Here is a 15,435-nt window from a genome sequence, read left to right on the forward strand (position 1 = left end):
CCAATCCATCGGGGAGGGCTAGGGTGGGGTAAAAACAATTTCACTAAGGTACGATAAACCCGTACTTTTTCAAGGCTCCCTTAGCAGGTTGACTCGATAAGAATTTCACAAAATCTCCAGCAGCCTTGGGATTCTTACTGCTCTTGAGGACTGCCATGGGGTAAACAATAGGAGAATGGCTATTCTCGGCAGCTGTGGCAACAACCTTCACATTTTTAGAGATTTTGGCATCAGTGGCGTAAACCAAACCTGCATCAGCATTACCACTTTCTACAGACGCTAAAACTTGACGCACGTTGTTTGCGTAGACTAGCTTGGGTTTGACTTTATCAAAAACGCCCAATTTTTGCAGAACTTGCTCCCCATACTGCCCAGCCGGAACGCTTCTAGGTTCGCCAATCGCGATTTTTTGAACCTTTGTGTCAGTCAAAGCATTAAAATTGGTAACCTTAGTAGACTTGTCAGGGACAACTAAAACTAAACTATTGTTTGCTAAGTTAGCGCGAGTTCCAGCAAGCAATAACCCTTTTTGCTCCAAAGCGTCCATTTGTTTTTGTGCAGCCGAGATAAAAATATCTGCAGGTGCGCCTTGCTCTATCTGTTGCTGCAAAGCACCAGAAGCACCGAAGTTATAGCTAATTTTGACCTTCGGTTGACTCTTTTGGTAGAGAGTGTTGATTTCCCCCATGACATCTTTCAGGCTAGCTGCAGCAGAAACAAGAAGTTGGTCATTAGATTGTGCTCTGACAGGAGATGCATCGAACAATCGCAAGCCAGTTGCTAAGAACAGGCTAGCAATAGCTATGCCGAGGAAGCCGAAAAGTTGTCTTCTTTTCATATAAAACTGATGTAACAGAGATTCACTGCTAGGAAACTATGGTTGGTAAGACATACCAAGATAATATCCTAAGATTGCCAATATTATTGGTACATTGCTGGTATTTATGTAGTTTTCAATACAAAATTCCCTACAATAAATGTTTTTATACAATATTTTTCCGTATTTCTAAAGCTAAACAAAGTTGGTAAAAATAAAATTGCCGTTACTGCACTCCCAGGTGGAACCTTACAGCGTACACATAAGTCTGAAATAGCTAACAGACGGAAGTTTTGGTTCAACTTTACCCCACCCTAACCCAGACCTTGTTAAGGGGAGGGAATTAATTTCTTGTTTCCCCCCCTTTATAAGGGGGGACTAAGGGGGGGTAAATCTCACTTATGTGTACACAGTAACCTTACTCTCGTTCAAAAGTATGTATTTTGTGCGTAATGAGGAGAAAAGCGATCGCAATTAAAATTTCACTGGGAACAATTGAAAAAAACCAGCTCGAACACAACCAAAAGATAGCTATCAAGAGAGTTAGTAACTGCAAGATTTGGTGTATAATTTTTGAACTGACAAACAGAAAAATAATTGCTAGACCAAGAGACACCAATGAAGATACAAGCATAATTGAAGAAAGTGTAAAAATAAACAAGTAACTCAATAAATCCCTTTACATAAAGTAGGAGATTAATTGGTCACTGGTCACTGATTACTGGTTACTGTATTTTGTAAAGCTTTACGCAACCAAGGAGGAGGATTTCCTTTAAGAGACTCCACTAAACGATTCAAAATATAAGTAATATTTTCTTCATCCGATCGCGGTTTAACTGGCATCATACCGTTTTTAATCAACTTAGCAGCAGCCGTACCACCAATTGAGGCGACATAAACAATAGTACAATCAGCTAACACTTCTAGTTTGCGTGCTATTTTATCATCACTTTCGCCATCTTTCTCTTTTTTCGAGCTACCTTCAGCTTCTTTGGAACCACCTTGACCTTTCTTGCAATCAGGTTTACCATGTTTGCAATCACCTTCACTGGTTTCAGTATTTTTTTCAGCTTTTTTAGATGGCTTTTCAAAGAGAAGCGTTTCGACAAACTTGTATCCAGTTTCTGAGACTTCATAAACATCAACCTCTTGTGCCGAACCAAAATGAGCGTTGACATTAACTCTGTCAGTTGTCATGAAGGCAATCTTCATTTTTTGTTCCTTAATAAGTGATGGTTAGTGGTTAGTTGTTAGTAGTTAATTGTTAGTGGTCACTGGTCACTGGTCACTGGTCACTGGTCACTAGTCACTGGTCAGGTGATTACTAGTTACTACTCACTACTAACTGTTCTCGCCATTTATTTGCAGTGACATGATATACGCTTGGCATTAAAATAAAAGTGAGCAGCGAGCAGTCATCACCTGACCAGTGACCGTAAAAATTCCTATTCCCTACTCCCCACCCCCTACTCACTATTTTCCTGTTCATCAAAACTAGTTTTGGCAATAGTGGATTTAACGGAATTTTTGCACGACCTACAGGAGTAATCTCTAAATTTTTCCGCGTTTGTCCGCAAGACAATCGTATGTATATTTTGTAAGGTTTAACTAAGGAACGGTAATAAGCATATTTTTTACCAGATGTTCAATACTGAGCCTGCTATTGTGTTGTGATATTTTCTTTGTATATATGACTTCAGACGCTAACAATCTTAAATTTCCCTTGTGGCAGTATCTCAATCAACCTGTCATGAATCCCAACGTTAAACTGGTGTTAGATCCCCGGCGCTTTGCCCGTCACTACAGAGTTGAGCTTTTGGAAAGGTGTTTTGCTAAAGAGTGTGATGCCAAAGGTCCGCAACAGACTTAAATTAGATAAGTAAGTCAGCACAATTAAAGTTAACTAGTGAGGATCGTCATTAGTCATTTGTTATTCGTCATTAGTAAGAATTTCAAGCAGATTGACATTTTGTAATGTAGTTCGGTTTATTTCCACCTAGCTACTTAATTCATCTACATATACTTATACAAGTCCACATAGGTGGACTTTGTTTGTATAGTAGCAAATTCTATTTACCCATTAAATCTAAAATCCAAAATCTAAAATTCAAAATGGTATTAATTCTGTTTTAAAGGAATTTGAACGACAAACTCTGTTCCTAAATTGAGTTTTGACATACAGTAAAGCGAGCCACCATGTTTTTCTGTCACAATTTGGTAGCTGATGGATAAGCCCATTCCAGTTCCTTTACCCACAGGCTTGGTTGTGAAGAAGGGATCGAAAATTCGCTGACGAGTATTTTCACTCATACCTAATCCGTTATCAGCAATATAAATAAAAGTTTGGTTATTCATAACTTTAGTACGAATGGAAATTGTAGGAATTCTCTTTTGTTCTTTATCCTCTACTAATGACCAATGACCAATGCTTAATGACTCTTCTAAAGCATCGATCGCATTACTCAAAATATTCATAAATACCTGATTTAATTGACCGGGATAGCACTCTACTAATGGTAAATCGCCATATTCTTTGATAACTTGAATTTGAGGAGAAGAACTTTTGCTTTTAAGCTTGTGTTGTAAAATCATTAACGTACTATCAATACCGTCATGGATATTAACCTCTTTCATGTCGGATTCATCCATACGGGAAAACACCCGAAGAGATGCCACTATTGTTCGGATGCGTTCCGTACCAACGCGCATTGAGGATAAAAGTTTAAGTAAATCTTGTTGTATAAATTCTAGATCCATCGCTTCTGCTTGTTTCTGAATCTCTAAATTTGGCTCTGGGAAATATTTCTGATACAGAGCTAGCAATGCCAAAATTTCTTGAGTATATAGGTTCGCGTGAGTGAGATTGCCATGAATAAAGTTCACAGGATTATTAATTTCGTGAGCAACTCCGGCTACTAGTTGTCCCAAGCTAGACATCTTTTCGCCGTGGATCATCTGCGTTTGTGTTTGCTGAAGTTCTTGTAATGTGCGTGTCAATTCTTCGGCTTTCTCTTTGAGTTGTGCTTCGGAACGACGCATGGCTTCTTCTGCATGATATCTCTCGGTTAAGTCACGACTCAATCCAAGTACGCCAAACACTTTTCCATCTAAGTTGTACAAAGGATTTTTACGAACATCGAAGATGCGTAGCGAACCATCTGCAATTGTTGCGGGATCGAAGGAGTTACATACAGGGTTACCAGCAAGTGCCATGCGATCGTCGGTGCGGAATCCTCGAATACCTTTTGCAGGATTTCCAAAAACAAGTTCTTCAGAAAAACCTAACTCCAAATCGTCTTTGCCAATAATCTCTTCCACTGTTTTACCAATTGTGGTGGCATAACTCCGACTGACTAGGATGTAGCGGAAGTTTGTATCTTTGGCAAAAATCCAGTCTGTAGTTGAATTCAGCACGGCTTGTAGCAAGCAGGATTGGTACTCAGCTTGGTGTAAAACTTGCTGTAATGCGATTTCAGCTTGTTTGCGTTCGCTAATATCCATTACAGTACCTACAAGTGTGACGACTCGTCCGAATTCATCTGCTTGGGATTCTCCTATGACGTTGAGATAACGCAAAGAATCATCGGGACGGTAAATACGTAGGTCAAAATTAAAAGTAATGGGTTGAGCAATCGCTTTTTCTAGTTTTTCTTGCCAAACAAGTAAATCATCTGGGTGAATTTGCTGTTTATATTCGTGGGGAGGTGGTGCTTCTGTTTTAGGTTCCAATCCAAAGATACGGAAGACTTCTTCTGACCAAATCGTCACTTGGGTTGCAACATCAATTTCCCAATTACCAATGTGAGCAATTCTTTGAGCTTCTTGCAATCGCTGTTGGCTCTGACGCAAAGCAATTTCTGTATCGGTTTCCTGGGTTGTTGTATGCATAAACTTATTGCTAATATCCATAACCTATTTAAGTAACTAGGCGAAAATAAACCAAACTATAAATCCTTACCAATGACAAATGACTAAGAGGATGTTTGAAAAGTCGCGATCGATGTATCAAATATTTTTTAACCCACCCTAACCCTCCCCGATGCATTGGGGAGGGAACTAGATTTTTCTTGTTTCCCCCCCTTGCAAAGGGAACTAGATTTTTCTTGTTTCCCCCCTTTACAAGGGGGGATTAAGGGGGGTAATAATGTGATTAAAGTGACAGCCAACCAATTTTCAAACATCCTCTAATAACTATCCTCCTCAATCCAAAATTCACTACTGACTGGATATCGGAAGTACGATCGCAAACTCTGCTCCTTGTCCCAAAACAGAATTGACTTCTATCGTTCCTCCATGACGCTCAACAATAATTTGGCTAACAATTGCTAACCCCAATCCCGTTCCATGTCCAACGGCTTTGGTTGTGAATAGATAGTCAAAAGCGCTCTGTTTTACCTGTTCGGTCATACCAATACCATTATCAGCTATCCGAATCATAATATATTGTTCGTCTTTCATAGTAGTTTGAATAGTGATACAGTTAGGATTTGCTGTAATTTTTTCAAACCTACGTCCTCTATTATATTCTTCTAAAGCATCAATAGCATTTGCCAACAAATTCATAAACACTTGGTTGAGTTGCCCTGGGAAGCATTCCACTTGAGGAATATTGCCATAGTCTTTAATAATATTAATTCCTGGTCGGTCATCATTGGCTTTCAGACGATGTTTGAGAATAAGTAGCGTACTGTCAATACCTTCGTGAAGGTCAAATAGAACCTTATAGTCTTTGTCAGATCGAGAGAAAGTTCGCAAGCTGTTACTAATATTACGAATGCGTTCAACCCCTAACTTCATGGATTCAATTAACTTTGGTAAATCCTGACGCAAATACTCCAAATCTATAGCTTCTATTTCATCTTCAATATCCTGTCCGGGATGAGGAAACTTTTCCTGATACAGAGCGAGTAATCCAAATAAATCTTTTACGTATTCTTTAGCGGGGTCAATATTACCAGCAATAAAGCCTATGGGATTGTTAATTTCATGAGCAACCCCCGCAACTAAATTCCCCAAAGCAGACATTTTCTCGCTTTGTACCAATTGAAGTTGTGTTTGTTGTAAGTGAGCAACAGCGTTTTGTGCTTGTTGGTACAGACGGGCATTTTCTAAGGAAATAGCAGCTTGAGTGCAAAGAAAATTGAGGATTTCAACACGATGATGGGTAAAGACTCCAGTTGAAGTAGAAGTTGCCCAATTTCAAGATGAGTGGCTTGTTTTTGTGTCTCTGGAATTAGAGAATAAGCTGCTTGCTGAACTCGGTCATGAAGGAAGCGATACCCTACACTCACTTCAAAACCTAGAGCGTCTAATTCTTGAACGGAGAATAAAAGAGGAACTCGATAGTTATTGTTAAGAGGTAGAATAAACCCTGTTTGGAGAGAAGGTTGTAACGCTTTAGCAGTATCCAAGAGACTCGTCTTGCTAACAGTTGCTAAAATATCTAGGTTAAAGCGATCGCCTATACAAGCTGCTAGCTGAAGTATTGTTTGTGTAGTATTTGGTAATTTTTGTAAATTTCCTGCTACTAACTCTACCACATTTTTGTTAGTAATTCCAACGTTTTGAATTCGTTCGAGATCCCACATCCAACAACCCTGAGTGAAATCAAAGGTTAATAAATGCTCTTAATATAATGATTTAAGCAGTTGAGTTAAAAAGAAGGGATTGCCTTGAGAAATATTAAATAATAACTCTGCTAGAGAGTTTATCCTGTTTGCATCATTTAATGTATCGGCAACTAATTGACGAACGTAGTGTATTTCCAATGGATACAGAACAATATTATTGATGGGAGCGTTTACTTTTTGAAGTGCATTTAACATCTTCATCAATGGATGAGTTGAACTAACCTCGTTATCTCGATCTGCTCCAATCAACAGCAAATATTTGCTTTCGGAATGACTCATTAGTACTTCGATGAGATTAAAAGATGCAGAATCAGCCCATTGCAAATCGTCTAAAAAGAGTACCAGAGGATGTTCTGGTTGAGCAAACACCTCAATAAAGCTTTGAAAGATGCGATTGAATCTGTTTTGTGCCTCAGTTCCCCTCAATTCTTCAACAGGAGGTTGTTTGCCAACAATTGCTTCTACCTCTGGAATTACGTCTACAATCACTTGTCCATTTTCACCCAAGGCTGTTCTAAGTTTTTGTTGCCAATTTTGGAGTTTGTAAGTGTCCTCTGTCAGCAATTGCCGCATGAGAGATTGAAATGCTTGAATCAGAGAAGCGTAGGGAATATTACGCTTGAATTGATCGAATTTACCTGAAATGAAGTAGCCTCTTTGACGAACAATTGGTTTGTGGACTTCATTGACAAGTGACGATTTGCCAATACCAGAGTAACCAGAGACAAGCATAAGTTCGCTTCGTGAAGAGGAACTACCATTCTCTGGACACGCTACGCGAACAAAAGCTTCTAGCAACTGTTTGACTTGCTGTTCTCGTCCATAAAGTTTTTGAGGAATATTCAGTTGACCGATTGTATCTAGTTGTCCAACCTCAAAGCTGGATATTTGCCCGGTCATTTTAAGTTCTGTTAAACATTTTTGTAAGTCTGCAAGTAATCCTGAAGCACTCTGATAGCGGTCTTCAGCATTTTTTGCCATCAACTTACTGACAATTGCAGATACAACGAGTGGAATAGCAGGATCGATCTTATGAATTACAGGTGCTTGCTTGGCAATATGAGAATAAACTAACTCCATTGGGTCATTGGATTGAAAGGGTAACTGACCGATGAGTAATTCAAAAAATGTAACTCCCAAGGAGTAAAAATCACTACGATAGTCAATTCCTCGGTTCATCTGACCTGTTTGTTCTGGTGAAAGATAAGCGAGAGTTCCTTCTATTCCGTTGGGATTTTGCAGAGTTTGTGTTTCGTGTATGAGGACGGAGGCAATACTAAAGTCAATCAGCTTGATTTGTTTTGTTTGGGGATGAATAAGAATGTTGGCAGGTTTGAGGTCTTTGTGAATGACTCGATGTTGATAGAGTCCGTGAAGAATTTCAGCAAGTTGAAGCGCAATAACCAAAAATTCTTCCAATTCTAATGGATGCCCTTGAGTATACTCTGTTAAGGAGACACCACCAAAGTCTTCCATAACTAAAGCATAGCCGCGACCGAGTGGTTCGAGACAGTATGGGGTGACGACTCCCGGTAAAGAGAGAGTTTTGGCAATGTTATACTGGTTGCGGAATTGCAACAGTTCATTGACTGTTGGGTACTCCCGCTTCAACAATTTAATAATGACAGATTGTCCGTCTGCTTCTCGGAGGGCGCGGTAAACTAGAGTTTTGGTACTAAAATAAAGCTGTTCGACCAAGCAGTAGCCTGGAAGCGTTGTTCCTACATCAAATAATACTTTCATTGCGATCGCCTTCTCTATAAAATACCATCTCTAACAGACTCACAGTTAGTATGCCCATTAAGGAATACCAGTTATCATTGGTCACTGGTCACTGGTGAGTCCAGTCCTGCAGGCGGGTCTCCCGCCGTAGGGAACTGGCGAACCCGGAGGGTCACTGGTCACTGGTCAAGTGATTATTGTTGACGTGTAGGAATTTCGATGGTGAATTCAGCCCCACATCCTAGTTCTGAATGACAAACGAGCCTTCCGCCATGTTTTTCGGTAATAATTTGATGGCTAATGGACAAACCCATACCAGTCCCTTTACCAACAGGTTTTGTTGTGAAAAATGGATCGAATAACAGACATCTAATATGTCCGGGAATTCCAATTCCGTTGTCTTTTATAGAAATTTTAATATAATTGTTGTCGATAACAGTTGTCTGAATGTGGATAGTTGGTTTTGTCTTTTGTTCTTGGTTGTCTTCTAATGATGAATGACTCTTGATAAATGACTCTTCAAGAGCATCAATTGCATTGATAATTATATTCATAAATACCTGATTGAGTTGACCGGGATAACATTCAACAAGGGGGAAAACACCATATTCTTTAATGACTGTTATTTCAGGACGATCTGCTCTAGGTTTCAACCGATAGTCTAGAATCATGAGGGCGCTTTCAATTCCATCATGGATATCGACTTCTTTCATCTCGGCTTCATCAAGGCGGGAGAAAATACGTAGCGATCGCACTATATCCCGAATTCTGTTAGTTCCTGTCTGCATAGAATTTAATAGCTTGGGCAAATCTTCCTGAAGGAACTCTAAATCTATATTGTCCAGTTCTGCTTCGATTTCATAGCTAGGATTGGGATAATATTGCTGATAAAGATTCAGTAACTTCAAGATATCTTCAGTATATTCTTGGGCGTGTAGTAAATTGGCATGAATAAAATTGACGGGATTATTGATTTCGTGAGCCACACCCGCCACCAATTGCCCTAAACTAGACATTTTTTCTGTTTGTATGAGGTGAGTTTGGGTTTGTTGCAAATCTTTGAATGCTTTTTCTAAAGTTGCTGCTTGCTGACGAAGCTGTTCTTTGGATTGCATCAAAGCTTCAGCAACTCTATGTCGTTCGGCAATTTCATTGACAAGTTCTTGGTTCTTGACAGAAAGTTCTTGAGTTCGTTCGATAATTTTTTGTTCTAAGGTTTCATTAGCTGTTTTAATATCTTGAAACTGTTGCTTTAAGATCTGAGCCATCTCCTTAGAATTATCTATTAACATCCTGAGTTCCAAGACCTGACTTTTAGGAAAAGTAATACGGGAACGCTCAAATAATTTGTTGGGAAAATTTGTAGTCACAGTGGCTAATTGTACGATTGGTTGTACAATTTTCTGGCTGATTAGAGTAGCAAGAATAAGAGCTGCGATCGCAATTAACCAAATTACTCCAAATCCTTGAATAAAAAGGATTTGAAGACCTTCAAGCTGTAAAGCGACTGGAACTTCAGCAACCAATTGCCAAGATAAATAGTTACCAATTGGTACTGTATAAACATAAAACGAGCGTCTCTGACGTTCAACAGCTGGCATATTACCAGGTGGCAGCCACTGGTACATTTGCTCCATTATCTTCCGGGATAGCTTGTTTTCTAAATGGTCAAACACGCTATTAGTTGATAAATCGGAACGAGTTGTGCTGACAACTCGCTTTTGATTATCTAACAACGTGATTTTGATATCCAATGGAGTTTTACTGAGTTGCAATAACTGACCGATTGCATCTAAGCTAATTTCGTTGCTGACGTGTCCCCGCACGCGATTTCCAACAACAATCGGTACTTGCTCGATAACTGTAGCAGGTAATTTTGTTTTTTCAAATAGATGGAGTAGACTTGGTTGGTCAGAAAGTTTTGTCTCGGTATGATAAGTTGACGGTTTAAACTGAGGGTCGGGAAAAGCAGCAATTGTGTCTCCAGAGAAATCTGAAATCGCAACTCGGCGGCTATGTAACAAGCTTTTTTGTAGCAGTTGTGTCCCTTGCTGTAATGCTGTTGATGGAGAAAAATTAGATTGTATCGCTAGTTTTGCTAATTGCTCCAATATCAAATAGTCTTGTTGTTGCCAACGTTGTATTCCTGTTGCTACATTTGCTGAAACAGCTTTAAGAATACTAGGAGTATTGGTTTGAATTTTGGTAAAGGCTTGTTGATTGTTGAACACTATGAGAGTCAACGATGGAAAAAATACAAACGCAACTAGCACGATTGACAATGTTTGTCGAAACGAGAACTTTGGGATGCGATCGACAGAAACTAACTTTACAATAGGTGTGTAAGCAATGAGTAAATCGGCAATCAGAGCATTAAAGATACCGTTCACTGATTGCTTAAAAACAACCATTAGAGATGGATACATCGGGATCTTCATGATATGGTAAAAGGCAATCCATCCTAGTGGCATACCAATTAAAGACCAGTAAATGATATCTGCCAACACAAGACTTTGTTGCCGCTTGTTAATCCACCATCTCACAAATACAACTTCCAGCAAGAATGATATCAATGCATAAGGATGTCCCCAAAGCCAAACAGTGTAGACTGCAGCAATAAATGTTGCGATGACTCCCCAAAAGGTTCCATAGATATAGGCAATAAAAAGCGTTGCAATGCTACCAAAGGTAAAACTTACAGAAAAAAATAGAGGGACATTGCAATAGTTACCTAAAAATCCCAACACTATTAAAGTACACAGCTTGCCAATAAAGTATTTGTCAAGTTGAGAAGTTTTCTCTTTTGGAAACCAGGAGGATTTTGGGGACGAAGGTTTAACCGTCATTGCGAGCTGTTAACTATAGTGTTTTTGCAGTTCTCTATCTAAAAGCATTCCCAAAAGTTTTTACTCCTCAACATTTATCGGTGTTTTGTTAAAAAACTTAATCAGTCTTGGTTACTGATTGCGGTTTTTTTCCATCAATTAAAGCACTGACAGTCATATCCTCCATAACATTGATAACAGTGCGGCATCGATCTAGGAACCAATCAACTGTAACTAACAAAGCAATATACTGTGTAGGCAAGCCAACAGAAGTGAAAACCAATGTCATTGTTACTAATCCCGCCTCTGGAATACCAGCTGCACCTACTGATGCAAAAATTGATGTTAGAATAACTATAAGTTGTTGCACTAAGCTTAAATTTTGACCCAGAACTTGCGAGATAAATAATGCAGACATGGCTTCATAAAGAGCAGTGCCATCATTATTGAAATTTGAACCAACTAATGCTCCTAAAGAAGCGGAAGATTCTCTCACACCTATTTTTTGCTGCAAAACCTCGAAGGTAATGGGCATTGTCGCTACCGAGGAGTCTGTTGAAAAGGCAGTTAAAAAAGCATCCGTACCGCCACGAAGAAAGTTAAGCGGGTTTACCCAAGAACCAAATCGAACTCGCAACAGGTAATAACAAGCTTGCAATATCAGCGCTACCAGTACTGCTATCACAAATGCTCCTAAAGATTTAAATGGCTCAAAACCTTTTTCGGCAACAGTTTTTGATACAATACCAAAGACAGCTAGCGGTACTGTGGCAATGACCCAGTGAAGAACTCGGATGATAGCTTCAAATAAAATTGCGATCGCATCCTCAAATTGCCTGAAACCCTCTCTTATTTGCAGCAATTTGTTCTGATTTGATAGCACGTAACACTATACCAAAAGTCAGGGCAAGAACGATCAGTTGAATAACATTATTATCAACTAGAGGGCTGAGGATAGCAGGCGGGACAGCATCTTTAAACAGTCCCCAAGGATCGAAATTTCGCTTCGCGATTTCTGAAGTTGCTGGTGCAGCCAAGCGTCCCCACGTACCGGGACGCAATACATTGGCTACGAATAGCCCAACAAGAATAGCAACTGTGGTATTTGTCAGCAGTAGTACTCCAAACGCCGTCCCGACCTACCAGGGATAACAGTGGTCATAAAAGTATGTAGCACCGCCATTAAAATCAATGGTGTTGCTAGGGTGCGGAGTGCTTTGAGGACTAACTCCGCCGGAATTGCCAAAGTCTCAATAAAGGCTTTGTTTGTTGGGCTGGGGTTTCCCGCACCAAGTGCAATCCCTAAAGCGACTGCTAGTACTAACGCGATGATAATTTGTAATGTTAGCGGGATGCTTTGCCACCAAGGGCGGGCTTTGGGCTTATCGGGGCTGTCTTGTTCGTTCATTAAACTGGTTAGTGGTTAGTGGTGGTAGCGGCGCAAGGCGGGTGTTTTATTAAAAAAGGCGGGCGAGGACGCCCACCCCACAAGAGAAGAGTATTGCACTTATTGAATTCACATCCCTAAGTGAGCTTTTCTGAATTGATAGCAGAATTTAATTTTCTCAGGGGACAAAGTGCGTTATCCTTAAATACACTTGTATTTGTAACAGATACTTGGCTAGCGATGTCTATTATGTATAAAAATACTCTAGCAATCTTATCTGATTTATAAAATACAGTAGGTAGGGCTAAAGCCCACCACGAAGACTTTTGTAAGGCATAGCCCTACCTACTGGAAATTCTTACAAATGATTTAGGGCTGCTATATTTAATTTTTCATTTAAATTTGCTTATGTCTTTTGTACCTTTACACATTCATAGTGATTACAGCTTGTTGGATGGTGCAAGTCAATTGCCTGCTTTGATCGATCGCGCTCTTGAATTAGGAATTAAAGCGATCGCACTGACAGATCATGGAGTTATGTATGGGGCAATTGAACTGATAAAAACCTGTCGTAACAAAAATGTTAAGCCAATCATTGGCAATGAAATGTATATTATCAACGGCGATATTACAAAACAGGAACGCCGTCCTAAATATCATCAAATTGTCTTAGCTAAAAATCTAAAAGGATACAAACATTTAGTTAAATTAACATCTATTTCTAATCTGCAAGGAGTTCAAGGTAAAGGGATTTTTGCACGTCCTTGTATCAACAAAGAATTATTAAAACAATACCATGAAGGTTTGATTGTGACGAGTGCTTGTTTGGGTGGAGAAATTCCTCAAGCAATTCTGAGTGGTAAAGTAGATGCAGCCCGAAGAGTGGCTCAATGGTATAAAGATGTTTTTGGAGATGATTATTATTTAGAAATACAAGACCACGGATTCCCAGAAGACCGTATTGTTAATGTAGAAATTGTCAAAATTGCACGGGAATTGGGAATCAAAATTGTAGCAACTAACGATTCTCATTTTATTTCCTGTTACGATGTCGAAGCTCATGACGCTTTGTTATGCATACAAACAGGCAAATTGATTGTTGAAGACAATCGAATGCGCTACACCGGGACAGAGTATTTAAAATCAGCAGAGGAGATGAAAAAGCTGTTTCGCGATCATTTGCCAGAAGACGTAATAGAAGAAGCGATCGCAAACACTCTTGAAGTTGCAGAAAAAGTTGAACCTTACAATATTCTAGGGGAACCGCGCCTTCCCAACTATCCCATTCCTTCAGGTCATACAGCTGATACTTATGTTGAAGAAGTTGCTTGGCAAGGGCTTTTAGAAAAGTTAAATCGCAAATCGAGAAATGAAGTCGATCGAGTCTATAAAGAAAGACTCGAATATGAACTCGCAATGATACAGAGGATGGGTTTCTCCACATACTTCCTAGTTGTGTGGGACTACATCAAATTTGCCAGAGACAATGATATCCCCGTTGGACCAGGACGCGGATCTGCGGCGGGGTCTTTAGTCGCTTATACTATGGGAATCACAAACATTGACCCCGTACATCACGGCTTGCTATTTGAAAGATTCCTCAATCCCGAACGTAAATCTATGCCTGATATCGATACAGATTTTTGTATTGAGAAACGGGATGAAGTGATTGATTACGTGACTCAAAAATACGGGAAAGAGAGAGTCGCACAAATCATTACCTTTAACCGCTTGACTTCCAAAGCCGTTTTAAAAGATGTTGCTAGAGTGTTAAATATTCCCTATGGGGAAGCAGACAAAATGGCAAAAATGATTCCTGTTTCTCGGGGAAAACCAACAAAACTCAAAGTAATGATCTCCGATGAAACACCGGAACCAGAATTCAAACAAAAATATGATACCGACGAGAGAGTACGCCATTGGTTAGATATGGCAATTCGGATTGAAGGAACTAACAAAACCTTTGGAGTCCATGCAGCAGGCGTAGTGATTTCGTCCGACCCCTTAGATGAAATCGTTCCTCTACAAAAAAATAATGACGGTGCTGTCATTACCCAGTATTACATGGAAGATTTAGACTCTCTGGGTTTATTAAAAATGGATTTTCTTGGGTTAAAAAACCTAACGATGATTCAGAAAGCGATTGATTTGATAGAAGAAAATAAAGGGTATAGGATAGATCCTTACGAAATTACATCTCAAGAAAGAAAAGCTCAGAGAATATTAGCAAAAGGTGGAGATAGCGCAAAACTTCCACAAGATGTGAAAAAAACTTACGAACTGTTAGAAGCTGGCGACTTAGAAGGAATATTTCAATTAGAATCTTCTGGAATGAGACAGATTGTAAGAGATTTGAAACCTTCCAATATAGAAGATATTTCCTCAATTTTAGCACTGTATCGACCCGGACCATTGGATGCAGGGCTGATTCCCAAGTTTATTAACCGCAAGCACGGGCGAGAGCAAGTGGAGTATCAGCATTCTCTGTTAGAGCCAATTTTAGAAGAGACTTACGGAACGCTATGTTATCAAGAGCAAATCATGAAAATGGCTCAGGATTTAGCTGGGTATTCTTTAGGTCAAGCTGACTTGCTGCGTCGTGCAATGGGGAAAAAGAAAGTTGATGAAATGCTGAAGCAGCGAGAAAAATTTGTTGATGGTGCGGCAAAAAATGGAGTTAAAAAACAAATTGCCGATGACTTATTTGACCAAATGTTGAAGTTTGCCGAATATTGTCTCAGCTACGATACAGAAGTTTTGACTGTGGAATACGGTTTTCTACCAATTGGCAAAATTGTAGAAAAAGGTATTGAGTGTACGGTGTATTCTGTGGATAATAATGGAAATATTTACACTCAACCAATTGCTCAATGGCACAATCGCGGTCAACAAGAAGTTTTTGAATATGGTTTAGATGACGGTTCGGTAATTCGAGCAACAAAAGACCACAAATTTATGACAACCGACGGGAAAATGTTACCTATCGATGAAATTTTTGAAAGAGGTTTGGATTTGATGAGAGTTGACGGTTTGCCAGAGTAGTCACTAATTTAA

At 39.5% G+C, this 15,435-nt stretch carries 9 protein-coding genes and 2 pseudogenes; 2 read left to right on the forward strand and 9 right to left on the reverse strand.

Annotated elements, in window-relative coordinates; translation table 11 throughout:
- Positions 1 to 43: 43 nt before the first annotated feature.
- From modA to ACKTT2_RS18900, 3 genes are all read right to left on the reverse strand, one after another.
- Complete coding sequence (gene modA, locus ACKTT2_RS18890) at positions 44 to 838, reverse strand: molybdate ABC transporter substrate-binding protein (RefSeq protein ID WP_407889689.1); 795 nt, start codon at positions 836 to 838, stop codon at positions 44 to 46.
- Between the two features lie 397 nt (positions 839 to 1,235).
- Entirely contained in the window at positions 1,236 to 1,451 is a 216-nt protein-coding gene (locus ACKTT2_RS18895; RefSeq protein ID WP_407889691.1) for a hypothetical protein, read from the reverse strand.
- 77 nt (positions 1,452 to 1,528) lie between these two features.
- Positions 1,529 to 2,029, reverse strand: a complete 501-nt coding sequence (locus ACKTT2_RS18900; protein ID WP_407889693.1) for a NifB/NifX family molybdenum-iron cluster-binding protein — start codon at positions 2,027 to 2,029, stop codon at positions 1,529 to 1,531.
- Between the two features lie 478 nt (positions 2,030 to 2,507).
- Here ACKTT2_RS18900 and ACKTT2_RS18905 point away from each other — a divergent pair, with 478 nt between their 5' ends.
- Positions 2,508 to 2,687 carry a hypothetical protein gene (locus tag ACKTT2_RS18905; RefSeq protein ID WP_407889695.1) on the forward strand — a complete coding sequence of 60 codons (180 nt, stop codon included), beginning with the start codon at positions 2,508 to 2,510 and terminating at the stop codon, positions 2,685 to 2,687.
- 248 nt (positions 2,688 to 2,935) lie between these two features.
- Here ACKTT2_RS18905 and ACKTT2_RS18910 read toward each other — a convergent pair whose 3' ends face one another.
- From ACKTT2_RS18910 to ACKTT2_RS18935, 6 genes and pseudogenes are all read right to left on the reverse strand, one after another.
- Positions 2,936 to 4,705 carry a PAS domain-containing sensor histidine kinase gene (locus ACKTT2_RS18910; protein ID WP_407889697.1) on the reverse strand — a complete coding sequence of 590 codons (1,770 nt, stop codon included), beginning with the start codon at positions 4,703 to 4,705 and terminating at the stop codon, positions 2,936 to 2,938.
- 327 nt (positions 4,706 to 5,032) lie between these two features.
- Positions 5,033 to 5,998, reverse strand: a pseudogene (locus ACKTT2_RS18915) (sensor histidine kinase); the annotation flags it as partial.
- Positions 5,926 to 6,405 carry a hypothetical protein gene (locus ACKTT2_RS18920; RefSeq protein WP_407889699.1) on the reverse strand — a complete coding sequence of 160 codons (480 nt, stop codon included), beginning with the start codon at positions 6,403 to 6,405 and terminating at the stop codon, positions 5,926 to 5,928. The pseudogene ACKTT2_RS18915 and the gene ACKTT2_RS18920, both read right to left, overlap by 73 nt.
- A gap of 39 nt (positions 6,406 to 6,444) precedes the next feature.
- Complete coding sequence (locus ACKTT2_RS18925) at positions 6,445 to 8,190, reverse strand: ATP-binding protein (RefSeq protein WP_407889701.1); 1,746 nt, start codon at positions 8,188 to 8,190, stop codon at positions 6,445 to 6,447.
- A 173-nt stretch (positions 8,191 to 8,363) separates the two neighbouring features.
- A complete protein-coding gene (locus ACKTT2_RS18930; protein WP_407889703.1) occupies positions 8,364 to 11,015 on the reverse strand; it encodes an ATP-binding protein in 2,652 nt (883 codons plus the stop codon).
- A 97-nt stretch (positions 11,016 to 11,112) separates the two neighbouring features.
- Positions 11,113 to 12,402, reverse strand: a pseudogene (locus ACKTT2_RS18935) (dicarboxylate/amino acid:cation symporter).
- Positions 12,403 to 12,789: 387 nt separating this feature from the next.
- Between ACKTT2_RS18935 and ACKTT2_RS18940 the strand changes: the two are divergent.
- Positions 12,790 to 15,423: a DNA polymerase III subunit alpha gene (locus ACKTT2_RS18940; RefSeq protein WP_407889705.1), complete on the forward strand. Its 2,634-nt coding sequence runs from the start codon at positions 12,790 to 12,792 to the stop codon at positions 15,421 to 15,423.
- Positions 15,424 to 15,435: the final 12 nt, after the last annotated feature.

It is taken from the genome of Scytonema hankhaensis NUACC26 (assembly GCF_045865695.1).
Classification (GTDB): Bacteria; Cyanobacteriota; Cyanobacteriia; order Cyanobacteriales; family Nostocaceae; genus Scytonema.

Coding starts and splice junctions, on each gene's coding strand:
- modA (WP_407889689.1), bottom strand. CDS start 838: ATGAAAAGAAGACAACTTTTCGGCTTCCTCGGCATAGCTATTGCTAGC.
- ACKTT2_RS18895 (WP_407889691.1), bottom strand. CDS start 1,451: ATGCTTGTATCTTCATTGGTGTCTCTTGGTCTAGCAATTATTTTTCTG.
- ACKTT2_RS18900 (WP_407889693.1), bottom strand. CDS start 2,029: ATGAAGATTGCCTTCATGACAACTGACAGAGTTAATGTCAACGCTCAT.
- ACKTT2_RS18905 (WP_407889695.1), top strand. CDS start 2,508: ATGACTTCAGACGCTAACAATCTTAAATTTCCCTTGTGGCAGTATCTC.
- ACKTT2_RS18910 (WP_407889697.1), bottom strand. CDS start 4,705: ATGCATACAACAACCCAGGAAACCGATACAGAAATTGCTTTGCGTCAG.
- ACKTT2_RS18920 (WP_407889699.1), bottom strand. CDS start 6,405: ATGTGGGATCTCGAACGAATTCAAAACGTTGGAATTACTAACAAAAAT.
- ACKTT2_RS18925 (WP_407889701.1), bottom strand. CDS start 8,190: ATGAAAGTATTATTTGATGTAGGAACAACGCTTCCAGGCTACTGCTTG.
- ACKTT2_RS18930 (WP_407889703.1), bottom strand. CDS start 11,015: ATGACGGTTAAACCTTCGTCCCCAAAATCCTCCTGGTTTCCAAAAGAG.
- ACKTT2_RS18940 (WP_407889705.1), top strand. CDS start 12,790: ATGTCTTTTGTACCTTTACACATTCATAGTGATTACAGCTTGTTGGAT.